Origin of the sequence: Tamaricihabitans halophyticus, from assembly GCF_004340875.1 — a bacterium.
Lineage (GTDB): Bacteria > Actinomycetota > Actinomycetes > Mycobacteriales > Pseudonocardiaceae > Tamaricihabitans > Tamaricihabitans halophyticus.
Genome location: NZ_SLXQ01000004.1, coordinates 1 through 21699, shown reverse-complemented (window position 1 = coordinate 21699; position 21699 = coordinate 1). Strand labels below are relative to the sequence as shown.

Genomic DNA, 21699 nt, shown 5'->3' with positions numbered 1-21699 from the left:
GGAAAGGATTTGCATGATGGGCTACCCGTCCGGGGACCCGTATCGTACCCCGCAGATGGAGCGGGCGGAACGTGAGCTTGACGGCCGCATCGACTTCGCGCTGAGCAAGGCTCGCGAGGTACAGGCGAAAACCGAAGAGGTCGAGCAGAAGCTCGCGCAGGACACCACGCCGCTGACGAACGCGGAAGTCGATCGCTTCAAGGCCTATATCGAGGGCCATGTGAAGACCCCGGAATGGCAGGCGGTGCTCGAACGAATCGCTCGGGGCGAACTCACCTGGCGGCAGATCGTGGAAGGCGTCGCCGAAGGGGAACTGGACAGGGACGTGTCCGCGGCCATGGCGTCACTGACGAGGGTGCCGCCGGCGAATACGGCTGAGCTGACGGCAATCGGCGTACTGCCCGATATGGACAAGGCCGCCAAGGCCATGCGGGATGCGGAAGCGCCCGAGCAGGGCGGCTCGACCGAATCGGCGCCTCGGGCGAGGGCGAGCGAGCCGGCCGATGACGACGACTGGTTCGAGGGCGGCTCGATTATGCGCTGACCGAGGGATCCGGTGCCGCGACCCGCCCCGCGCGACGGGGCGGGTTTTCGACCGCGGTGACCCGGCGATCCAGGGAGATCACGCCAGTCTCCTGGCGCGCAGCACGAGATCCTCGTGGTGTGGGTTGTCCACAGGAAGATCAACTCGTGGTCGGGATTCGTTGACCTCGATTGACCAATGATCGTCAAGGTGTGCGGCGATCTCCGGTGGTTGGTAGAACTCGCCCGGGTCCGGGCCCTGCCAGTCCGCGGGTGGTGGCCCCGTGATGAGGTGGCTGACCACCAGCAGAATCCCGCCGTTGGCCACGGCGTCCAGCAGACCACGTAACGTGGCATGTTCCGGTTCACGCTGAATCGGAAAGTACTGGGCGGAAACCAGGTCGAAGCTGGCGCGCGGCGGCGGTGACACCCTTGGATCGGCATACTGCCAGTCGATCCGGGACTCCGTGCCAGCTGCGGCCCTGGCGCGCTCCAGCGCGACAGTTGAGATGTCGATCGCCGTGACCTGCCACCCGTTGTTCGCGAGCCAGATTGCGTCCGCGCCTTCGCCGCAGCCGATATCGAGCGCTCTACCGGGCTGCATACCGGCAACTTCAACCCGGAGCCCGCCATTGACTCGGCCGCTCCAGCGCTGACCGCGTTCACGGTACTGGTCATCCCAGAATTCCTGGTCCACCGTTCCTCCTGTGTGGTCGGTGATCCCACGATGCGTCAGTTTCTGGGAGGGTGCCAACAAACTTTGCCGCAACGGCAATATCCCTGAATGGTTCCGAGAAGCGGTGACTAGGCCCGCTGGCGTCTTGGCGGGTTTCAGGTGAATCGCCGAGGTGTACGGCATGTCCTCCCGCGCCACGGACGACGAAACCGACGAACCGCAAGCGCTACTAGCGCAAGCAAAACCCCTGCTTGACTCGGGTAACCGGTCAAGCAGTGGCTCTTCTCAGTTGCGCTGGTGTACCTGAATCGAGGATTCGGGTGACCGGTGCACGATCTTCTCGGGCTGCGTGTGATCGTCTCCACCGGGTGCGGACCCGCCGACGATCAATAGGTGCAGACTCCGACCGTCTGTGCCGTTTACAACGGTGTTGGTCTGGCCGTCGTGCTGCTGCCACTCGATCGACGCAACCCCGGCGTGACCGCTATCGACAAGCTGTTCGTGTAGCCATTCCTTGAAGCGCGGTACGCGCATGTCACAGCACCCCCGCTGGTAGTTGGTATCGCTCGTGTGAGACGCCGCCGCCGGTCACCAGCGGGACCATGATCGTTGCGGACGCCCCGGAAGCGAACCGCACAACTAGCCGGGTGTGGTTGTCCGGCCGCCCGGGGGTCGGTACGCGTTCAACGCTGTCAATCTCGGGATGTCCCGAGTCAACGATAAGCTTGACGATCAGCTCATCGAGTTCAGTCACCTGCATGCTACGTCACCTTGGTTGGATCGTTCCGCCCGGACACGCCTTCTGTTCGCCCGGTGGCCGATGGATCGGCGTGTTTGTTCCCGGTTCCCCGCTGACGATTTGACCACACTGAGGACACCTACCGTCGTTGGCCATGGTTCTTCCTCCATCATCCTAGGTTGTTGCGGTGACAAACTTGGGACGCGGCGAGAGTGCCCGGATTCGGGGCGGCCAGACACCCCCGCCGCGAGTTCAGCGGCGCATCGCGTGGTTTTCCCGGAAGATCCGGGCGCAACGCGAACAGAGTTCGGGACGCTGGTCCCAAACATCATCGGGCAACCGGATATCGTCGGGCGTGATCTCGAACGTGATGCCGCAGAACGTCTCGGCGGTGTCGCCGCGAGCAGGGACGGTTGCCCGGAACATGTGGCGCAGATCCTCGCGGATAGTCCAGAAAATCATCGATCAGCTGCCACCGCAGAGCTTCAGGAGCCGCCACGCCACGCGGCGGCCTTCGTCGTTCGTGAACACCGGTTCGTCGCCGGTTGCCTCTAATAACGCCTGAGCCAGCGAGCGTGCGTCCTCCGTGGTTAACCGGACGCCGCAGCGCGGATCACCGAACGGGATCAGGTCGATGGACGTGCCACTCATCTGGCACACCAGGGTGCACGATTCGCCCGGTTTGGTCCCTCGGGCCTGGATTACGTGCCGGAAGCTCATGCGTCAGCCCTCCCAGTAGAATGCGCCCAACGGGCTTGTATCCACCCGATCCCGTGGTGCGGTTCTGATGTTTCCAGCTGGCACCAAAGCCGTGCAATGCCCCAAACGGGCGACCCTTTAACCGCACGATCACTGGTCTATGCTTTGGTGCATGGCAGGCACCACACCCAAGGCTCGCGCCGTAGGCGCGGCGCTGCGGAAGGCGCGTGAGGCTAAAGGGATCACCGTTCGGCGGCTCGGCGAAGAACTGGAAACCTCGCACACAACGGTTTCGCGTTGGGAGACTGGGCAGCGGTCCCCGAAGCCGGAAGAAGTCGCCGCTTACCTCGTGGTCGTCGGGGCATCCGCCGAACAGCGCGATGAGATCATTGAACTCGCGCGCGACCCGGACGGGGCGCACTGGCTGTCGGTCGGGATGCCGGAGCAGCAGAGGCAGCTAACCACGCTGTTAGAGGTGGAGCGCACCGCGTCGCGGCTGACCGTTGTTTCGATGACCCTGGTTCCGGGGCTGTTGCAAACCGGCGAGTACGCGCGAGCGATCATGCTAGGCGCGGATGTGCCAGCCAACGAGGTAGACACACGTGTCGCTGTCCGGCTCGGGCGACGAGACGCTATTACCCGCGCGGAGCCTGCCGAGCTAAACGCGTTCGTGTGGGAGCCGGTGCTGCGTCAGAGGATCGGCGGTAAGACCGTCGCTAGGAACCAGGTTCGTGCGTTGCAGACACACAGTGAGCTGGATAACGTGCACCTCCGGGTTATCCCGATGGAGTGCGACTGGCACCCTGGGCTGGATGGGACGTTTTCTATCGCGGAATTCGCTGACCGGGGTCCGATGGTGCACCTAGAGAACCGCGTTTCGGGGTTGTTCCTACACGAGCCCCAAGACGTGGAGGTTTACCGTACTGCGGTGGCCAAGGTTGCCGACAACGCGATGAGTGAAAGCGAATCGTCAGCGTTGATCGCTGAGATGATTAACCGAACGGAGTGACAACACCATGACCGTACCGCAGTCCGGCGGCCAGTGGCGGAAGAGCAGTTACAGCGCCAACACCGAAAACTGTGTCGAGATTCGGACGCGCCGCGACGCCGATATCCGGGACAGCAAGAACCCGGACGCGGGGCGCATCACCGTGCCGCGCTCGGCGTTGACGGCGTTTGTCGACGCTCTGAAGTAACACCGAACGACGACTAAGCCCCCGCCTACGGGCGGGGGCTTTTCTCGTTTTGGGGCAGCATCGACACCTAGGCTACGGTGCGTCAATATCTGAGATGGCGCCAACAAACTTTGCCGCAAGACAAGCTGCTCGCTGAGCTGCCTCGAAGAACAGTGACTGGCCTTCTAGTGCCTTCGCGCTTTCAGGTGAAAATGGAAACAGCCGGGGTTGGTTTGGAGACACGCGTTCGTTCGCTGTCGGCACCTGTGTGGACTGTCGGTTTAGGATGACTCGCCCCTATCGGCAGAGTATCGGGAAGTGGCACGTGTCCAACAACAACGACGCCATGCCGGCACCGCGGGCACACCCGCGATTGATGCGTCCAGACGATGAGCGCCGATCCGAGGTAGCGCCGATCGAGCTGTTCTTCGATCTGGTCTACGTATTCGCGATCATTCAGGTCTCGCATACGCTCCTTGCCCACCTCACCTGGTTGGGCTTCGCGGAAGTGGCACTGTTGTTCGGTGCCGTCTGGTGGGCGTGGAACTACTCCGCGTGGGCAATGAACTGGTTGGACCCGCGAAGTGGGGCGGTGCGGGTACTGAACGGTCTGCTGATGCTCGCCGCGCTCGGTATGGCCCTGGGGCTACCGCAGGCGTTTCGTGACGACGGGTTACTGTTCGCGGCCTGCTATGTAGCGGCGCAGGTCGGTCGCGCGGCCTTTATGGCCGTGGCCATGCGCGGCCATGTGCTGGCCAAGAACTACACGAACTTGCTGGCATGGAGCGCGTCCTCCGGTGTGCTGTGGCTTGTTGGTGCCTTCCTCGACACTGGGCCGCGACTGGCGGTCTGGTTCGTCGCGCTGGTCATCGATCTTGCCGGCCCGAGGTTCGACTACCGGTTTCCCGGTCTCGGCACGGCGCCGATGGCCACCTGGCCTACCGATCCGGAACATCTCGCGGAGCGCAACCGCGGCGTCTTCATCATCGCGCTCGGTGAGTCAATCCTGATCATGGGCTTCACGCTCGCCGAGCTTGACCCGATTCCGCTGCGCGCCGTGGTAGCGACCGTTTTCGGGTTCATTGGGTTGTTCGTGATGTGGTGGGCATATTTCGCGCTCGCCGGTGCGGATACGTTGGCGAGCCGTGGCGACTCCAGCACCAGCGCGTTGCGTTCGGCGTTTGCCTACGCGCATTTGTTGATGGTCGCCGGGGCGATTGTCGTAGCAGTGTCGATCGAACTGCGCATCACACACGCCGATACGGACGCGACCGTGGTGCTGACCACCGTTGGTGGACCCCTGATCTACCTTGCCGGCAATATCCTGTTCCTGCGGTCCCGAACTGGCTCGGTCGCCCGCGCGAGGTACGTAGCCGCCGCCGGGCTGGTGATCGTTGGGACGCTCGGACTGGTGCTTGGTGCGGCGGTGCCGCCACTGGTGATCGGTCTGGCAACCGTCGTGGTGATGGCTACACTCGCGGTCGTCACGCAGCTCACGGCCAATCGGTCGGCAAGGGCCAGTGGTTGAGCCAAGTTGCCGAGCGCGGCACTTCTCACGGACTGTGCCCGATGGCTTCGAAGACGCCGTCGACCGCGAGCATGATCCGCTCGGTCGCTTGGTCCGGATCCGGCTGTCCGGCATCGAGCCACGCCATGATCCCCTCGATCACCACGGTCACCGCGAGGTTGGCGCCCCAGGACGCCCACACCTGGCCGGCGGTAGCCAGATTCGCCTGCTGCTCGAGTGCCGCGACCATGTTTGCGCGTAGCTCGTCGATCTCGTCCCGATGCTCGGTCTCGCGCGCGGCGTGGTGAAACAGCAGCCGGAACGCGTCGGGATCACCAGCTGCCCAGCGCAGCATCCCCGGAATGCTGTGCTCGCCGATTCCGTCGTCGCCCGTCGCCGCGGAATACAACTGGTTGGCGGCACGCTCGAGTACCGCCTGATAGAGGTCTGCTTTGGAATCAAAGTGGCGGTACAGGATCATCCGGGTGATCCCCGCTGCTCTGGCCACGTCGTCCAGGCTCGTCGGGGCGAACCCGCCCAGCTGTGCGAACGCGCCGGTAGCCGTGGCGAGAATCTGTTCCCTACGTGCTTCGCGGTGCAACCGGGAACGCCCTTCATTGGCTGCGGCTTGGCCAGTGTGATCCGAAGTCATCTGTTCGCAACTGCTCGCGGTTCTCGGCTCGCCGTGGTGGCTCTGACCGCCGTATATTACCGTTCAGCTGAGGCTGACGCGGGTACGCTCCGCCGCCACCCGCAGCAGCTGGCGGATCTCGTGGTCAGCGAGCTGGTCCGGGTCGGTCAACGTGATATGCCGCGCCTTCTTGCCGGTGCCCTGCAGTAGGTGCTCGGGTGCGATCGAGATCAGCTCGACGCCGTTGCTGAACATCAGATTGACGTGGCCGCGGTGTGCGATCACTCCGGCGAACAGACCCTTATAGGTCCCGGGAGCAAAGGTGAACCCAATCAGCTTGGCCGCGGCGTCCACGTCGAGTTGCGCGTCAGGTACCACCGCGCGCAGCATGGCTACCGCATCGTGCACCAGGCGCCGCACCGTGGGGCTCGCCGTTCCGGCGACCGCGTCAATGGCCGCTTCGTCGTTGGCTGCGCCCATGCTCGGTACCTCGTCCGGTCAGCTGTTCGGGTGCCGCGAGCTTAGCCGGTTGCGGAGTGAGGGCGCGACCTTTCACGCGACGCGTGCCGAGCGAGGGTTTCTTCGGTCAGCCGCTCGATGATCGGCACTGCCTCGTTCGGATTGGGCAAGCTCTTGGTCGCGCTGCGCATCTTCGTCGCGTTCCGCGCGAAGGACGGTTCATCGAGGACGCGGGTGAGCGCCGCGCTCAGCTTGTCTCCGGTCAGTTCGTCCGCGGGAATGGCAAGCCCGGCGCCCTGTTCCACGGTTAGCTCGGTCAGATCCGGGTCACCCCAGGCCTTCGGCGAGATCACGATCTGCGGAACCGCGTTCCACATCGCCATCATCATGGTCGTCCCGCCGGAGTGGTGTACGACCGCGGAGCAGGTTGGCAGCAGTACGTTGAACGGCACATAGTCCACCAACCGCACGTTGTCCGGGACCTCGATATCCGCCGGCAACTGTTCGGCGGTGAATGTCGCGACCACGTCGATGTCCAGTTCGGCAACGCCGTCGAACAGTGCTTGGATCGAAATGCCGTAGTTGTCCGTTTGGCCCACGTCACGTCGTGACCGGCCGGTCGTGAGGCAGATCCGTGGCCTGGCCGGTGGCTCGAGTACCCAGTCGGGAACCTCGGTCGGGTTGGCGTATGCGGGTTGGCGGACGGCGACCGTGGGAATATCGAAGCTGCTCTGTCCGAGCAGCGGAACCGGGTTGACGGTGAAGTCGCCCAGCAGGACCGAGTCGTCGTACTCCTTGCCGTACCTGGCGAGTACCGATTCCGCTAGTACTCCGATACTGTCGCGGGCTTCCTCGTGTTCCGCGCGCGCCAAGAAGGCCTTCCGCATTCGTGCCATATGGTCGAAACCCCAGAGCATTCGTGCGTTGGCTGCCCCGGAGACCCTGGCCAGGACCGAGGCGAACGCGGCGACCGAGTCCCACATCACGAGGTCTGGCTGCCAGGCGATCGTCTTGTCGATCAGATCATCGAGGGTGGGGCGTAGCTCTTCGGCACCGTAGAACATCACCAGCGGGGACAGGATGAGGTTGCGTAGGTCCACGTCGTGAAACGAGCCGTCACTGTCCATTCCGTTGATCTTCGCCATCCACGGCATAGCGGAATCCACATTGTGCATTCCGGTTTCGGCCATGGCCAGATTGACGGGATTGCCGTATGGCACCGCGGTCAACCCGGACCGGCCTACGGTGTCGACGGCGTCTGGTGGTACAAGCACACGTACGTCATGTCCGGCGTTCTGCATCGCCCAGCCGAGTGGAACGAGCAGGGCGATATGGGCTGGGACCATCATCGGCACGATCTGCACACGCATGGCGGCACTCATTTCTTGACGGCGACGAACAGCCCGCGCCCACCGGGTGCGCCCTCGTGGTACTCGACGTCGAGCCCGGCGTCAACGAAGGCGGCCAGGTAGTCCTCGCGAGTGCACAGGGTCAATTGCTCCGGCTCCCAGTAGTGCCGGATGCCGTCCGCGTCGGCGATGACGAACAGCACTGTCATCTTGGTGTGATCGCCTTCCCGTACCGAATGCGAGGTCCGGCTGATAACTCGTCCATCGTCGTCTCGCCACGTGTCACCGTTGACATAACCGTCGAGGAACTTGTCCGTGAACCACCACGGTTCGACGATCAGTACCCCGCCCGGGTTCAGATGCTCGGCCATATTGGCGATCGCGGTGCGAATCCTGGCGAGGTCCCCGGCGTAGGCAATCGAGCAGAACATGCAGATCAGCGCGTCAAAGCTGCGCTGAAGGGTGAAGTCGCACATATCGCCGTGGTGCAGCTGGATTGTCGGGTCCAGTTGTTTCCTTGCTATGGCCAGCATTGGCTCGGCAAGGTCGAGACCTTCGACATGCTCGAAGGTCTCGTTGAGTGGTCCCAGGTGCGCCCCGGTTCCGCAGCCCACATCCAACACGCTCCGAGTGTCCGGCTTGATCTTCCGGATCCATTCGGTTACCAGCTTCGACTCGTCCGATCGATCCTTTCCCCGCGCGCGGTAGAGCGTGTCATAGACGCCGGCGTGCACTTCGGAGAACATCCCGAGCCCCTTCCTGTTGGTGCCGCTCATCCAGCCTTGCGGTACAGGGCCTGGTAGTAGTGCGGGTATGCCGGGTGATGCGTGTGGTCGACCGGTTCCCACCCGGTGGAAGGACGGTATGCCTCGAGTAGCTTCGGCACCTGCGCGCTGATCTGCTCCAGGTCACTGATGTCGATAACGTCTCGCAGTAGCCCGGTGCTCAGTGCGAGATCGACCAGTTCGGCGCCCTGGCTGTGGTTGTCCAGTGTTGGGTCGAGGTACTTCGCTACCGGCTGTACACAGTAGAACCACGCCCCGGTGGTGTCGATCGCGGAAAGGTAGCTGTACACCGTCTCCTCGGTCATCTCCGCGAACGAATCGATGTTTACGCACAGGTCGAACTCGGCGGTGGCGAACAGTGCTTCGACCTCGTCCAGCGTCACGAACCGTACGCGGTCAAGCTGATCGTGTGTCAGTACCTTGCTCAGGTACGAACGGGAGAGTGCGAGCGTGTTGTCCAGGTCCACAATGGTGTAAGAGGCGATGTCATGATTGGACATCATGGCGTGGCAGGAGCGGCCGAAGCCCGCACCGATCTCCAGCACCCGGGCGCCGTCCAGTGGTACATGTGGGGAAAGGAAGTCGAGTTCGTGCACGGCGAGCAAGTAGTCGATGCACATGAGCTCGCCGCGACAGCGGATCGCGATCGGGTCGCCGAGTTCGCGGTGCTTGATCCGGCCGAGTCGAGCCATATTGTCCTCGGAAAGCGACATGCCCATGTGATAGATCAGTGACTTCAGATAGCGCACGCCGTTCGCCGCAGGGTCCCACAAGGCGAGTTTGAAGTTGACCGAGCCGGACTTGAACCCGGCGAGATCCAGGGAAGACTCCGGAGTCACCCTGGTCGCGCTATAGCGGGCCCACAGCCCGCTCTCGCCGAACTTCTGCCTGCTCATCGTTGTTTCTCCAGTAGCTCGAGGACCTGATCTGGGGTCGGCATCGCCGCGATCTCGGCGGCTACCGAAGTCACGGCCGAACGAACGGTCGAATCCTCGAGTAGCGATACGACGTTCGTGTAGATGGCTTCGGCACTGATCTCCTCCTGCGGCAGGATGTACCCGGTGCCAGATTCCTCGACCGCGATCGACGTACCTGGCTCGACCCCGTCCGCATCGGGTAGGACAAGCTGGGGTAGTCCCGCCGCCATGGCGTTGAGCATTGCCCCGGGACCGCCATGGTGAACCAACAGTTCGGTATGCGGGACGACGAGGCTTTGTGGCACCCATTCGGCCAGATACACATTGTTCGGCAGGTCGGGAATGTCCGCGGATACCGCTCCGGTCGCCATCAGGACGTCGACTGGCAGCTTGGCCAGGCCTTGTGCGATATCGCGGAGTGTTTGCGCCTCGACGTGCTCAAAGACCGAGCTGAACGTCACGTAGATGATCGGGCGCTCTCGGCGTGCGACCAGCGGCGGCAACTCGTCATCCGGAAAACTCCAGCCGACTGGCTGCATCGGCTGGATCTCGTAGTTGGCCTTGAAGTTGGTGGACTGCACCGAGGGCGGGCAGATATCGATATGTGGAGCGATACCGGACACACCCAGGTCTTGAGCCAAATTGGCGATGCGCTCGGATACCTCTTCGATCATCGGTGTGGCGGCTACTCGCCCCCAGGTACACGAGTGCACGGGCACTCCGAGATACTGTGCGGCCAGTAGCGAGCCATGGTTACCGATCTCTGAGATGACCAGATCCGCACGGAAGCGTTCGATCACCGACTTGCTGGTAGCGAACATAACCCGGGGAACTATCTCGCCGAACACGGTAGCGGCGATTTCTGGCATCTGGTCAGCTTCGGGAAGTTCCGGTCGCAGCTTGGCCGCCTTCGCCCGGTCGAACGCCTCCTTGGGCGAGATGCCGATCTTGGCTGTCGGCAGCCCCGCCCGGTGCACTGCCGGAAACATGCCCTCTCCGGTCGCGAAAAGTATGTCGTGACCAGCGCGACGTGCTGCGTCGGCAAGGGGAAGGAGAGGGAACAGCCGGCCGAAGGATTCGACCGAAGCGAAGAGGATTCGCACGGCAGCCAACTTAGTGATCGGTTTACCGGGATTTCCCTAGTCTTGAACCGGGCTTTTCCTGGTTGTGCTGCTGATATGTTCCGGCTCAGACACAGCCGACCGAGGATGCCGCAGATGAGACAGGCAGATGTTCGCTTACTCGCCGGGGCCCTAACCCGCTCGGCCTCCATTGGGGACGGTCCGTTGGGTGGTCTCGGCGAGTTGCGCGCGGATCGGCGTGACTCGGCGGCAACGATGTACACCCATGTCGAGCGGGTTCCGCTGTCATCGCTGACCAGTTGGCAGGAGTGCCCGGATACCGGGATACTGCGCCACCACAGCGGAAAGTTCTTCACCGTGGAAGGCGTTCAGGTGGACGTGCCGTCCGCGGCGATCCCACACTGGGATCAACCGATCATCAACCAGCCGGAAATCGGCATCCTGGGCATCCTCGTCAAGGAGTTCGATGGCGTGCTGCACCTGCTGATGCAGCTCAAGGCCGAGCCGGGGAACTGCAACGGCATCCAGGTTTCGCCTACGGTACAGGCGACCCGCAGCAACTACACCAGGGTCCATGGCGGATCGGCGATCCCTTATCTCGATTACTTCCGGGAGCGAGAGCGGCATCGCGTGCTTGTCGATGTGCGCCAGTCCGAACAGGGTAGCTGGTTCCTCAGTAAGCGGAATCGCAACATGGTGATTGAGGTCGCTGAGGATGTCGAGGTGCTGGACGGATTTCACTGGTTGACCCTCGGCCAGCTGCACGAGCTACTCGGTGAGGACGACGCGGTCAATATGGACGCACGATCCGTGCTGGCCTGCCTGCCCTTTGACACCGATCCGGTCGGGCCGAGCCAGCATGCCACGGATGAACTTCTCGGCTGGCTCACCGAAACCCGTGCCGCGGTGGAGATCAGCCTGAAGCGGCTGCCGCTGCGTGAGTTGTCTGGTTGGCACTACGACGGAACGATGATCTCGCATCAGGAGTCTCGACATTTCGACGTGGTCGGAGTGCTCGTCGAGGCACATGGCAGAGAGGTCGCGACCTGGGATCAGCCAATGATCGCCGCGCGCGGCACTGGCCTGACCGCCTTCCTGGCCACCCGAATCGACGATGTGCCGCACGTTCTGGTGCACGCCAGGGTGGAGCCGGGAATGTTCGACGTTGCCGAGATCGCACCGACCGTGCAATGCGCGCCGGAGACCTACATCCATTTGCCCCGCTCGACCTGGCCGCCCTTCCTTGCCGAGATTCTCATCGCTGATCCGAGCCGCATCCGGTTTGATGTCACCCAGTCCGAAGAGGGCGGGCGATTCCTCAAGACCCGTAGTCGCAATCTCATCGTGGAGGTCGACGAACCGGTCGAGCATCCAGGCTATCGCTGGGTGACTCCCGGACAGCTTGCCGATCTGTTGCGGCACAGCCACTACGTGAATATTCAAACCAGAAGCCTGCTTGCCTGCCTGCGCTCGATGCATTCCTTCCAGCCGGCAGCGGAGCTGGTCAGATGAGCACGGTCACCGTGCTGGGGGCCGGCGGTTTCCTTGGCTCGGCCGTAACCCGTATGTTGCTGGATCAACAGATCAGGCTCAAACTCATCGCGCGACGGCCCCTGGAACTACCGGCAGATGCGGCCGCCGATGTGTCGGTGCATGTTCTGGATGCGACCGATCCAGATGCCCTGGCACCGGTGTTGCTCGGTTCGGACGTGATCCTGTTCATGATCCGGCCAAGTTGGGACTGGCGGCGGGCCGATGCGACCGAACTGGGTGAGGCGGTCAACGTCGGTCCGATGCGGACGATCATCCAGACCTTCGCGGGTCGGGCCGAGACCCCGCTCTGTGTCTACGCGGGTTCGACAGGACAGACCGGAACGCCGCCGGAACATCCCATGGATGGTACGGAAATCGATATGCCGAACTCCGACTATGAGCGGCAGAAGTACCAGGCCGAGCGGTTGATGTTCACCGCGCACCGCGAGGGCATCCTGCGCGCGGTCAGCCTACGGCTGTGCATGGTGTTTGGGCAGCAGGCTGGTGGCGGGACGGACCCAGGCATCGTTCGGCTGATGGGTAGGCGAGCGCTTGCGGGCAATGAGCTAACCGTCTGGGGCGATGGCACGGTGACCAGGGATCTGCTCTATGTCCGGGACTGCGCGGAGGCATTTCGCGCGGTATTGGACGCGCCAGAGGGACTGCTCGGCCGGCATTGGGTGGTTGGTTCAGGGGAAGCGTGGTCGTTGACCCGTCTGTTCGGGAAAGTAGCCGAGTCGGTTGGCCGGCATACCGACAAGCCGCCGGTTCCGGTGGTATCAGTGCCACCGCCGGAACACGCGGTTTCCGCTGACGCGCACAGTGTTTTCGTCAATCCCGAGGCGTTTCAGCGGGTTACTGGCTGGCGGGCGCGCACCTCGGTGGAAGCGGGTGTCGACGAGACCGTCGCGGTTCTGGCGAGCGAGTTCATGGACGAGGCCACGGCCACTGAACCTGCCGGCGCGGCGGAAGACCGGTGAACGCGGACAAGGGTCATGGGAATGGAGCAGCGAGTATGACTGTGCGGGTGTGGAACTACCTGCCGGAGTACGCCGAGGAGCGTGCCGACATTCTGGACGCGGTGGAGACCGTGTTCGGCTCGGGCCAGCTGGTGCTCGGCGAGAGCGTGCGCTCGTTCGAAGCCGAGTTCGCTGATTACCACGGCCTTGCCCATGGCATCGGCGTGGACAACGGCACCAACGCGATCGAGTTGGCGCTACGCGGACTGGGCATTCAGCCGGGCGACGAGGTCATTACCGTATCGAACACCGCGGCTCCGACGGTGGTCGCGATCGACGCGATGGGCGCCACCCCGGTGTTCGTGGACATCCGTGAGTCGGACTACCTGATGGACACCGACCAGGTCGCCGCCGCGATCACCGAGCGAACTCGTGCGATTCTGCCGGTGCACCTTTACGGCCAGTGCGTGGATATGGCGCCGTTAATGGAGCTGGCCGCCACACACGAGCTGCGGATTCTGGAGGACTGCGCACAGGCGCATGGTGCCCGCCGCAACGGTGTAGTCGCCGGAAGTACCGGTCATGCCGCCGCGTACTCGTTCTATCCGACGAAGGTGCTTGGTGCCTATGGCGACGGCGGCGCGGTCCTTACCGACGACAAGGAAACCGCCGATGCCGTGCGCCGGCTGCGGTTCTACGGGATGGAAGACCGCTACTTTGTCGTGCAGACTCCGGGGCACAACAGCAGGCTGGACGAGGTACAGGCCGAGATCCTGCGCCGCAAGCTGCGTAGACTGGATACTTACATCGCGGACCGGCAAGCCATCGCAGCTCGGTACGCCAGCGCGCTGGGAGACACCGATCTGGTGCTGCCCTCGGTGACGCCAGGCAACGACCACGTGTATTACGTCTACGTGGTGCGCCACCCACGCCGGGACGACATCCTGGCACGGCTCAAGAGCTACGACATCAACCTCAACATCAGCTACCCGTGGCCGGTGCATGCCCAGACCGGTTTCGCCAAGCTGGGCTACCAGCCGGGCTCCCTTCCCGTCACCGAGGCACTCGCGGAGGAGATCTTCTCGCTACCGATGTATCCCTCGCTTTCCGCGGATGTGCAGGACAAGGTGATCCATGCGGTGCGTGAGGTGCTGTCCACGCTGTGACCCTGGCTTCGCGCTGGCGACGTGTCGGGGTCGGTGCCATAGGTGGTATCCACTCGCCTTAGAACGTGGCGTCGATCGCTCGGCATTCGGCGTAGTCAGGTAGCCGGCCGGCGGCCTTGGCCGCGGCTACCGACTCGGCCGCGGTGTCGCGTTCGGACAGCTGTGGTTCGATCTCGGCGGGTAGTTCGATACCGAGCTCGGGGTCGAGGATGGACACCGCGAGTTCGTTTTCCGGGACATACTCGACAGTGAGCATGTAGGAGACGACGGTGTCGTCCCGCAACGCGGCGAAGGCGTGCCCGAGGCCAACCGGCAGGTATATCGACCGGCACGTCTCCCTGTCCAGCACCACGCTGTCCCAGTTGCCAAACGTGGGCGAACCGACCCGGAGGTCGACAATGTAGTCGACGACGCGGCCGGCGGGACAATGGACGAACTTTCCATTGCCGGGCGGCGTGCGGGTGTAATGCACGCCGCGGACGACGCCACGCCGCGACTGACTCAGGCTCATCTGCCGCACGGGAAACATCGAATGGCCCACGGCCTCGGTGAGCGCGGAGTCCAGTAGCGGAGACACGAAGAAACCCCGCGCATCGCGGTGGATATCCGGAGTGAACACGTACGCGCCCTGGATATTGAGTTCGCGTGCCTGCATCGACTACTCCTTCGGCTCTACGGCGACACGGTCGATCAGCGCGATGGCCTGATCACTTGTCAGTCGAGGATCGCATAGCGAGGTGTAGTTATCCGCCAGTTCTCGTTCCGAACCAACGGATCCGCCGACGCATTCGGTCACCGCTTCGGCCGCGGTTTCCAGGTGCAGCCCGCCGGGGTGCGAGCCGTGCGCGCTAAGCAGCACGTTGAAGGCGCTTGCCTCGGCGACCATGGCGTCCAGATACCGGGTTTTACGTCCACTTGCGGTACGAATGGTGTTGCCGTGCATGGGGTCGGATAACCACACGACTGGGTGGCCGGCGGACCGTACCGCCCGCACGAGCGGCGGAAGTGCGGCCGCGATCGTGGTGGCGCCCATCCGAGGAATCAGCGTCAGTCGGCCAGGTACCCGCTCCGGGTCAAGTGCCGCGCAGAGGGCGATGAGCGCGGCTGGAGTCATTCGGGTACTCACCTTGACCGCGACCGGGTTGACGATCGTGCTCAGCAGTGCCACATGCGCGCCGGCCAGGTCGGCGGTACGCGCGCCGAGCCATGGCAGGTGAGTGGAGGCCAGGTAGCGGTCGCCGGTTGCCTCATCGGTGCGGACCAAAGGTCCTTCGTAGTCGAGGACGAGCGCGTCATGACTGGACCAGGGGCCAGGGTTTATGGACTCGGCCACCGGCTCACCGGTTTCGCGTAGCCGGCGCATCGCTCGTTGTGCCTCGCTGGCGAACTGGTACCCCCACAGCAGTCGACGCGGGTCGGGACGACGGCCCGCCGGGGAGGGGATCTCGGAGTTGACCAGGTGGCCGTGAAAAGCCAGCAGGTCCTCTCCGTCCACGGATTCGGTAGGTGCGGACCGTGGTTTACCGAACTGCCCGCCGAGCCGGCCGATTCGCAGCACCGGAATACCGGCTCGGTCAGCGAAATGCGTCGCGAGCGATTCGAGTGCGGCGAGCTTGCCCGCGACGTGCTCGGCGGTGCTCTCGTAGAAACTCTCCGCGCAGTCGCCTGCCTGCAGCGCTACCGCGCGCCCTGCGGCGACTTCGGCCAATCCGGCGCGCAGTGCGCGAAGCTCTTCGGGGAATACCAGTGCCGGTGCTTCGGCGAGTTTTGTCCGAACCCTGCCGTGTGCGGGGTGGCTACGCCAGTCTGGTTGCTGTTCCGCTGGCAGCCGAGCCCATTCCTCGATGGTTGGCGGTGCCGCGGTCACTGGGGGCTCCCGCTCGTCGCGAGCTGCTGGGGCGCGATGCCCTCGAGTTCGACGAGCAGGTCGGATCGGCAGATATCGGCGTTGAGGTAAACCACATCGGCGGATTCGGGCAGGGTGGCGCGGCAGATCTCCCGTACCACGGGCAGATCCGCGCGGTGCCGGACGTATACCTTCACCGCGGTGAGATCGGCGAGGCCTTGACCGGCGTTGAGGTCATGCGCGAAGAGGTTTCCAGGGCCGATGACATAGCCGACGTTGTCCAGCGCCAAGCGAGTCTGGGCGGCTACGTCGCCGGGGTGCATACTGCGGTGCCCGAGGATGCTCGCGGTCCCGGATACGTAGAGGAAGGTCGAACCGTCCGCAGCGGTGAGGTGCGTGGCGCGGGCGAAGTTCGGCGATTTGGGACCGTATCGCGCTGGGTAGTGGTAAGCCGGTACCTGCCGAGGGTTTTCCAGGTTGACGTGGGCTCCGCGGCGCCTTGCCAGTAAGTAGCAGACGATCCCGCCGCCGTGTGCACCGATAACCGTGGCCGCCGGCATATCGTGAGTGATGCCGGATCGCTCGAGTACTCGGGCCCGACCAAGGCAGAAGTCCCGGTAGGTCTCGAGCCCTGCCGCGTTGGGCTCGTTCAGGCCGCTGATGTAGTGCCAGATCCGAAATGGCCGGTAGCCGAGTGACTCGGTGAGCTCGAGGACTTCGGTATAGCTCGCCTCGGTCGCTTCGGCGTACTGGGGCAGCTCGGGGATGTGGAAGGCGCCGAAGAAGAATTCGCCGTCGCTTGCCCAAGAAATCGTGCCGAATTGACCGGTAGTTACCGGCCGTGCGGTAGTCCACACTTCAGCGAAACCATCGCCAACTGTTTCCGCCAGGTTTACCGAAACACGTGGGCAGGCCTTGTCAATGGTGATTTCACTAGACTTGTCGGTGAAATTCACTACGCCGAGAAGATGGCGGCCGATCGGCGCCGAGGTGTCGGCGCCGATGCTCTGCAAGGCCACGGTTGGTGCGTTGACCACCGGTAACGTGCTCGTCATAACTCACCCATAGCAAGCTGCTGTTCGTGGTTTACCACCCAACGATTAGTGCATGAGTGAGCGCCGGTGAATCGTTTAGGGGTGTGTATAGGGGTATTACTGGGGTCGCCGCGAAATAATGCAGGACAACCCCTAGTGTCTCGAAACCTACCCTCTCGGTATATCCGATCTGGCCTGCCGAGGGAAGTGGTGAAGTGCTGCGCACCGATCTGATCCGCCCGTTGCCCGAGCTCATCCGTGCGCAGGCGGCGCGTGCTGGCGACAGGACCGCGTACCTGGACTCGCGGCGTTCGGTGAGTTTCGCGGAGTTGGAGCGGCGCACTGGGTGCCTTGCTGGCCAGCTGGCCGCGTTGGGCGTCAACCGGGGTGATCGGGTGGCGATCCACCTCGGCAACCGCGTCGAGATGATCGAGGGATACCACGCCGTCGCCCGAGCAAGTGCCGTGTGCGTGCCGGTGAACCCACGGATCAGCGACGCCGAACTCGCGCATGTGCTTGCCGAAAGCAAGGCGGGCGTGGTGCTCACCGATGAAAGCCGGCTGCCGCAGGTGCTGCGTGTGGCTGCCGGCTGCACGGTGGTCGCAACCGGCGCTAACCGCCCGGCCGGAGTGCTCTCCTTCGAGGAGCTGGCGGAAACGTCCGCGCCCGAGTCGCCGCGTGATGATCTAGGCCTGGATGAGCCCGCGTACCTGTTGTTCACCTCGGGCACTACCGGACGCCCCAAAGGAGTGCTGTCCACCACCCGCAGCTCGATGTGGACGATTGCCAGCTGCTATTCCTCAATCGTCGGGATTTCCGAGAACGACAGGGTGTTGTGGCCGCTACCGCTCTCGCACAGCATGGGCCACAACCTCGGCGCAATCGGTCTCACCGCACTCGGTGCTACCGCGTACATCATGGATGCTTTCGCGGCCGGTGAAGTTGTCGAACTGTTGACCGAGCAGCCGTTCACGCTGATGGTGGCCGTGCCGACGATGTACCACCAGCTACTGGTTGCCGCCAGGGAGCGGGGCGGGGTGGATACCTCGCTGCGATTGGCGCTGACCGCCGGCTCGCCGACTGGCGACGGGCTGTGGAAGTCGTTCCGCGAGACCTTCGGCGTCGAGCTGCTGGAACACTATGGCTCTACGGAGACCAACGGTCCGATCGTGACCAACTGGCCAGCGGGCGACCGGGTGGCTGGCTCCTGTGGTGTTCCGCTTCCTGGCCTGTCGCTGCGCCTTGTTGACCCGTCGACCGGAGTCGACGTGCCCCCGGGCGCCGAAGGCGAGATCTGGGTGAATGCGCCAAGTGTGATGCTCGGCTACTACGACCCGGAGGTCGGCGCGGTGGCGCCGCAGGACGGTTGGCATCACACCGGAGATCTGGCTCGCCGGGACGAATCCGGCTACGTGACGATCACCGGGCGACTGAAAGAGCTCATCATCCGTGGCGGGGAGAATATTCATCCCGGCGAGGTCGAAGAGGTGCTCCGCCACGTACCGGGGGTCGCGGACGTGGCCGTGGCGGCCAAGGCGCATGAGGTGCTCGGGCAGGTGCCAATAGCACTGGTGGTGCCGGAGCCCGAGGGCGTGGATCCGCAGCGGTTGTTCGCGATATGCCGAGAACGGTTGTCGTACTACAAGGTTCCCGAGGAAGTGCATGCGATCGCGCGGGTGCCGCGCACCCCGTCAGGCAAGATCCCGCGCCGCGAACTGGACGGGCTCTCCCGCCGGCTGCTCGCGGTCGGCGCCGGATACGTCGACGGCCTCTACGCGATGTCTCAGGCTCCGCTGCTGGCAGCCGAGCGGAGTGTGCCACTGCGGTGGACCGCTTTCGATACCGCGCCTGGCAGCGACGGCGTAGCCGCCTGCGCGACCGACGGATTGGCCGATCGGGTGCGGGACTGGCTCGCCGACGAACGATTCGGTGGAACCGTGCTGGCGGTTGTCACCAGCGACGCCGTTGACACGGGTTTCCTCGCCGATCCGGAATGGGCCCGGTTGCGCGCGTTGCAGGCGAGCTTCCCGAACCGGCTGGTGCTGGTGGACACCGATCGACCGGTCGTGCCGAGGGACGAGCTCGACGGTTACGTCGAGTCGGGCGAGGCCTGCGTGCTAGTCCGGGATGGGGTGGCGCAGGTACCGCAACTGGCCAGGCTTTCCATGGGGGCCGTCCGGGAGCTGCGGGCCGATGATGTGGTGCTGCTGACCGGCGCGGGTGGGCCGGTGGGTGCGGCCATCGCGAACCATCTGGTTGCTGGGCACGGCGTTCGCAGGTTGCTCATGGTCGGCACCGAGGTAGGCGATGAGGCGCTGGTCTCGCGGTTGACCGAGCTGGGCGCGGAGGTGCGCACCGTCGCTGGTCAGCTAACCGACCGGTGGACAGCGGCTGCCGTCGCCGCGGAGACAACCGGGCCCGTCGCGCTTGTGGTGCACTGTTCGTCAGAGGAAGGCGTTGCCGCGTTGTGCGGGTTGGCGGGGCCAACCCAGCTAGCGGTGGTGACCGGCGTTGGCGAGGTGCTTGGTGCCGCCGGCCCGGACCGTGCCGTGGCGGCCGCGGCCGACGCGCGGCTGGTCCGCCGGCAGGGTGGGGTGTATCTGGCAAGTGCACCGTGGCGCGCGGATGCGTTGCCCGTAGCCGAGGGCCTCGCGCTGTTCGACGCCGCGCTGACCGTCGCCGGGGCTGCGGGCGAAGGTCGGTTCGTTGTGGCGCCCGGCCCGGTCGGCGCCGAACCACTACTGACAGTCCGCCGCGAATCGGCCGGGGAGAACGTGGCTTGGACGGCGGGAAACGATTCGGTTCGCGACGAGCTGGCCGCGCGGCTCGTCGCGGTCTCTCCCACACGGCAAGATGAGCTGTTGCTTGACCTGGTACGCACCGAAGTGGCCGCGGTGCTCGGTGCGGCAGTCGAGTCGGTCCCGGCACTCGCCTCCGCAGGGGCCGCGGCGGAGCGTGGCAATGTCACTAGCGCCGAGGACGTAGTGGCCGATCGCGCGTTCAAGGAACTCGGGCTCACCTCGCTCACGGCGGTGCTGCTGCGGAACAAGCTTGCCGAAGCAACCGGGCTGGATCTGCCTGCCACGGTCGCATTCGACCACCCAACGGCGAACGCGGTAGTTGACCTGCTGCGTGCCGAGCTGGGAATCGAAACCACCAAGGTCGAGGCCGCGGCCGTACCGCGCCAGAGCCTGCCGCCTCAGCACGATGACCCAGTGGTGATCGTTGGCATGAGCTGTCGATACCCGGGCGCCGTGGAGACGCCTGACCAGCTGTGGCGGCTGGTGAGCGAGGGCGGCGAGGTCCGCTCGGCGTTCCCTCGGGACCGCGGTTGGGACCTGAATTCGCTGTTCGCCGAACCAGATGCTCATGACAGCGGTACGACCTATACCCGCTGGGGCGGTTTCCTTGACGGGGTAGCCGACTTTGATGCCCGGTTCTTCGGTATCGCGCCGGGCGAAGCCTTGGTGATGGATCCGCAACAGCGGCTGCTGCTGGAAGCATCCTGGGAAGCATTGGAATCCGGCGGTATCGACCCGACGCTGCTACGGGGTAGTCGAACCGGCGTGTTCGCCGGCGTCATGTTCCACGACTACTCGACCGGCTATGACCAGGTGCCGCAGGAGCTCGAGGGTTATCTGGGTACGGGCGCGGCTGGCAGTGTCGCAACCGGACGGATTTCCTACCTGCTCGGCCTCGAGGGCCCGGCCATCACCGTCGACACTGCTTGCTCCTCCTCCTTGGTTTCGTTGCATCTTGCGGCTCAGGCATTGCGTTCAGGGGAATGCGATCTCGCGTTGGCGGGCGGGGTCGCGGTGATGTCGACACCGCAGGTGTTCATCGAGTTCGCTCGGCAGCGTGGTCTGGCGCCGGACGGCCGCTGTAAGGCGTTCGCCGATGCGGCGGACGGAACGGGTTGGTCCGAGGGCGTCGGTGTACTGGCATTGGCGCGCCGCTCGGACGCTGAACGGTTGGGCTATCCGGTACTCGCTGTCCTGCGCGGTTCGGCGATCAATCAGGACGGTTCCTCCAACGGGCTCACCGCGCCGAATGGCCCCGCGCAGCAGCGAGTCATCCGGGATGCGTTGGGGACGGCCGGGTTGTCGGCGAGCGATGTCGATGTGGTTGAAGGACATGGCACTGGCACCACGCTCGGCGATCCGATTGAGGCACAGGCAGTGCTCGCGACCTACGGCCAGCAACGAAGCACTCCAGTACTTCTGGGATCGCTGAAATCCAACCTAGGCCATACCCAGGCAGCAGCCGGGGTTGGTGGCGTCATCAAGATGATAATGGCCATGCGGCACGGGCAGGTTCCGGCCACCTTGCACGTCGACAGGCCATCCTCGCATGTGGACTGGACGGCCGGCGCGGTCGAAGTGGTTACTGATCATCGGGACTGGCCGGTCGCCGATCGACCGCGGCGTGCCGCGGTGTCCTCGTTTGGTATCAGCGGGACGAACGCGCATGTGATTCTCGAGCAGGGTGAGCCTGTGCTGGTTCCGCCGGTGACTCGCGAGGTGCCGGGGTTGGTGCCGTGGGTGGTGTCGGCGAAGTCGGCTGAAGCTCTGGACCGCCAGTTGGCGCGTCTTTCGGCTGTGGATGCGCCGGCTGTTGATG

21 protein-coding genes are annotated in these 21699 nt (G+C 64.3%); 8 read left to right on the top strand and 13 right to left on the bottom strand.

Features of this window, described 5'->3' with window-relative positions:
* Positions 1–13: 13 nt before the first annotated feature.
* The gene (locus tag EV191_RS12510; RefSeq protein WP_132877188.1) at positions 14–544 is read left to right on the top strand and encodes a hypothetical protein; all 531 of its coding nucleotides are present in this window, start codon (positions 14–16) and stop codon (positions 542–544) included.
* Between the two features lie 78 nt (positions 545–622).
* Here EV191_RS12510 and EV191_RS12505 read toward each other — a convergent pair whose 3' ends face one another.
* From EV191_RS12505 to EV191_RS12490, 4 genes are all read right to left on the bottom strand, one after another.
* Positions 623–1219 carry a class I SAM-dependent methyltransferase gene (locus EV191_RS12505; protein WP_132877187.1) on the bottom strand — a complete coding sequence of 199 codons (597 nt, stop codon included), beginning with the start codon at positions 1217–1219 and terminating at the stop codon, positions 623–625.
* A 514-nt stretch (positions 1220–1733) separates the two neighbouring features.
* Positions 1734–1958, bottom strand: coding sequence for a hypothetical protein (locus tag EV191_RS12500; RefSeq protein WP_132877186.1), 225 nt, complete (start codon positions 1956–1958; stop codon positions 1734–1736).
* Positions 1959–2189: 231 nt separating this feature from the next.
* Positions 2190–2399, bottom strand: coding sequence for a hypothetical protein (locus EV191_RS12495; protein ID WP_132877185.1), 210 nt, complete (start codon positions 2397–2399; stop codon positions 2190–2192).
* Positions 2400–2402: 3 nt separating this feature from the next.
* Positions 2403–2588, bottom strand: coding sequence for a hypothetical protein (locus EV191_RS12490; RefSeq protein ID WP_132877184.1), 186 nt, complete (start codon positions 2586–2588; stop codon positions 2403–2405).
* A gap of 220 nt (positions 2589–2808) precedes the next feature.
* Here EV191_RS12490 and EV191_RS12485 point away from each other — a divergent pair, with 220 nt between their 5' ends.
* The 3 genes from EV191_RS12485 to EV191_RS12475 all read left to right on the top strand — a co-directional run bounded on the left by EV191_RS12485 (position 2809) and on the right by EV191_RS12475 (position 5339).
* The gene (locus EV191_RS12485) at positions 2809–3645 is read left to right on the top strand and encodes a helix-turn-helix domain-containing protein (protein WP_132877183.1); all 837 of its coding nucleotides are present in this window, start codon (positions 2809–2811) and stop codon (positions 3643–3645) included.
* Between the two features lie 7 nt (positions 3646–3652).
* Positions 3653–3832 (top strand): DUF397 domain-containing protein, encoded by a 180-nt coding sequence (locus EV191_RS12480; RefSeq protein ID WP_132877182.1) that lies wholly within the window; start codon positions 3653–3655, stop codon positions 3830–3832.
* A gap of 304 nt (positions 3833–4136) precedes the next feature.
* The gene (locus EV191_RS12475) at positions 4137–5339 is read left to right on the top strand and encodes a low temperature requirement protein A (protein ID WP_243658923.1); all 1203 of its coding nucleotides are present in this window, start codon (positions 4137–4139) and stop codon (positions 5337–5339) included.
* A gap of 25 nt (positions 5340–5364) precedes the next feature.
* Here the strand turns inward: EV191_RS12475 and EV191_RS12470 are convergent, their stop codons facing one another.
* The 6 genes from EV191_RS12470 to EV191_RS12445 form a co-directional block, all read right to left on the bottom strand.
* Positions 5365–5970, bottom strand: a complete 606-nt coding sequence (locus tag EV191_RS12470; protein WP_132877181.1) for a TetR/AcrR family transcriptional regulator — start codon at positions 5968–5970, stop codon at positions 5365–5367.
* Between the two features lie 63 nt (positions 5971–6033).
* The gene (locus EV191_RS12465; protein ID WP_132877180.1) at positions 6034–6429 is read right to left on the bottom strand and encodes a hypothetical protein; all 396 of its coding nucleotides are present in this window, start codon (positions 6427–6429) and stop codon (positions 6034–6036) included.
* Positions 6430–6470: 41 nt separating this feature from the next.
* The gene (locus EV191_RS12460; protein WP_165912935.1) at positions 6471–7778 is read right to left on the bottom strand and encodes a nucleotide disphospho-sugar-binding domain-containing protein; all 1308 of its coding nucleotides are present in this window, start codon (positions 7776–7778) and stop codon (positions 6471–6473) included.
* 8 nt (positions 7779–7786) lie between these two features.
* The gene (locus EV191_RS12455; RefSeq protein WP_243658922.1) at positions 7787–8533 is read right to left on the bottom strand and encodes a class I SAM-dependent DNA methyltransferase; all 747 of its coding nucleotides are present in this window, start codon (positions 8531–8533) and stop codon (positions 7787–7789) included.
* Positions 8530–9438: a putative sugar O-methyltransferase gene (locus EV191_RS12450; protein WP_132877178.1), complete on the bottom strand. Its 909-nt coding sequence runs from the start codon at positions 9436–9438 to the stop codon at positions 8530–8532. Before EV191_RS12450 ends, EV191_RS12455 begins: the two co-directional genes overlap by 4 nt.
* Positions 9435–10562 carry a glycosyltransferase gene (locus EV191_RS12445; protein WP_132877177.1) on the bottom strand — a complete coding sequence of 376 codons (1128 nt, stop codon included), beginning with the start codon at positions 10560–10562 and terminating at the stop codon, positions 9435–9437. The genes EV191_RS12450 and EV191_RS12445 overlap by 4 nt, the downstream gene beginning before the upstream one ends.
* A 114-nt stretch (positions 10563–10676) precedes the next feature.
* On the opposite strand from EV191_RS12445, the gene EV191_RS12440 reads away from it, so the two are divergent.
* Genes EV191_RS12440 through EV191_RS12430 form a run of 3 tightly spaced genes read left to right on the top strand, consistent with a single transcriptional unit; the run spans position 10677 to position 14199 of the window.
* Positions 10677–12053, top strand: a complete 1377-nt coding sequence (locus EV191_RS12440; RefSeq protein ID WP_243658921.1) for an NDP-hexose 2,3-dehydratase family protein — start codon at positions 10677–10679, stop codon at positions 12051–12053.
* Positions 12050–13054: an NAD-dependent epimerase/dehydratase family protein gene (locus EV191_RS12435; RefSeq protein WP_132877175.1), complete on the top strand. Its 1005-nt coding sequence runs from the start codon at positions 12050–12052 to the stop codon at positions 13052–13054. Before EV191_RS12440 ends, EV191_RS12435 begins: the two co-directional genes overlap by 4 nt.
* Before the next feature lie 35 nt (positions 13055–13089).
* Positions 13090–14199, top strand: coding sequence for a DegT/DnrJ/EryC1/StrS family aminotransferase (locus EV191_RS12430; protein WP_132877174.1), 1110 nt, complete (start codon positions 13090–13092; stop codon positions 14197–14199).
* A gap of 58 nt (positions 14200–14257) precedes the next feature.
* On the opposite strand, the gene EV191_RS12425 is transcribed toward EV191_RS12430, so the two are convergent.
* Genes EV191_RS12425 through EV191_RS12415 form a run of 3 tightly spaced genes read right to left on the bottom strand, consistent with a single transcriptional unit; the run spans position 14258 to position 17100 of the window.
* A complete protein-coding gene (locus EV191_RS12425) occupies positions 14258–14854 on the bottom strand; it encodes a dTDP-4-dehydrorhamnose 3,5-epimerase family protein (RefSeq protein ID WP_132877173.1) in 597 nt (198 codons plus the stop codon).
* 3 nt (positions 14855–14857) lie between these two features.
* Positions 14858–16066: a 3-deoxy-7-phosphoheptulonate synthase gene (locus EV191_RS12420; RefSeq protein ID WP_207894516.1), complete on the bottom strand. Its 1209-nt coding sequence runs from the start codon at positions 16064–16066 to the stop codon at positions 14858–14860.
* Positions 16063–17100, bottom strand: a complete 1038-nt coding sequence (locus EV191_RS12415) for an FkbO/Hyg5 family chorismatase (RefSeq protein WP_132877171.1) — start codon at positions 17098–17100, stop codon at positions 16063–16065. The genes EV191_RS12420 and EV191_RS12415 overlap by 4 nt, the downstream gene beginning before the upstream one ends.
* Before the next feature lie 194 nt (positions 17101–17294).
* On the opposite strand from EV191_RS12415, the gene EV191_RS12410 reads away from it, so the two are divergent.
* Positions 17295–21699 (top strand): beta-ketoacyl synthase N-terminal-like domain-containing protein (locus tag EV191_RS12410; RefSeq protein WP_132877170.1); only part of this gene is annotated, 4405 nt, incomplete at its 3' end.

Coding starts and splice junctions, on each gene's coding strand:
- EV191_RS12510 (WP_132877188.1), top strand. CDS start 14: ATGATGGGCTACCCGTCCGGGGACCCGTATCGTACCCCGCAGATGGAG.
- EV191_RS12490 (WP_132877184.1), bottom strand. CDS start 2,588: ATGAGTGGCACGTCCATCGACCTGATCCCGTTCGGTGATCCGCGCTGC.
- EV191_RS12485 (WP_132877183.1), top strand. CDS start 2,809: ATGGCAGGCACCACACCCAAGGCTCGCGCCGTAGGCGCGGCGCTGCGG.
- EV191_RS12425 (WP_132877173.1), bottom strand. CDS start 14,854: ATGCAGGCACGCGAACTCAATATCCAGGGCGCGTACGTGTTCACTCCG.
- EV191_RS12440 (WP_243658921.1), top strand. CDS start 10,677: ATGAGACAGGCAGATGTTCGCTTACTCGCCGGGGCCCTAACCCGCTCG.
- EV191_RS12500 (WP_132877186.1), bottom strand. CDS start 1,958: ATGCAGGTGACTGAACTCGATGAGCTGATCGTCAAGCTTATCGTTGAC.
- EV191_RS12495 (WP_132877185.1), bottom strand. CDS start 2,399: ATGATTTTCTGGACTATCCGCGAGGATCTGCGCCACATGTTCCGGGCA.
- EV191_RS12415 (WP_132877171.1), bottom strand. CDS start 17,100: ATGACGAGCACGTTACCGGTGGTCAACGCACCAACCGTGGCCTTGCAG.
- EV191_RS12455 (WP_243658922.1), bottom strand. CDS start 8,533: ATGAGCGGCACCAACAGGAAGGGGCTCGGGATGTTCTCCGAAGTGCAC.
- EV191_RS12460 (WP_165912935.1), bottom strand. CDS start 7,778: ATGCGTGTGCAGATCGTGCCGATGATGGTCCCAGCCCATATCGCCCTG.
- EV191_RS12430 (WP_132877174.1), top strand. CDS start 13,090: ATGACTGTGCGGGTGTGGAACTACCTGCCGGAGTACGCCGAGGAGCGT.
- EV191_RS12470 (WP_132877181.1), bottom strand. CDS start 5,970: ATGACTTCGGATCACACTGGCCAAGCCGCAGCCAATGAAGGGCGTTCC.
- EV191_RS12435 (WP_132877175.1), top strand. CDS start 12,050: ATGAGCACGGTCACCGTGCTGGGGGCCGGCGGTTTCCTTGGCTCGGCC.
- EV191_RS12465 (WP_132877180.1), bottom strand. CDS start 6,429: ATGGGCGCAGCCAACGACGAAGCGGCCATTGACGCGGTCGCCGGAACG.
- EV191_RS12450 (WP_132877178.1), bottom strand. CDS start 9,438: ATGAGCAGGCAGAAGTTCGGCGAGAGCGGGCTGTGGGCCCGCTATAGC.
- EV191_RS12480 (WP_132877182.1), top strand. CDS start 3,653: ATGACCGTACCGCAGTCCGGCGGCCAGTGGCGGAAGAGCAGTTACAGC.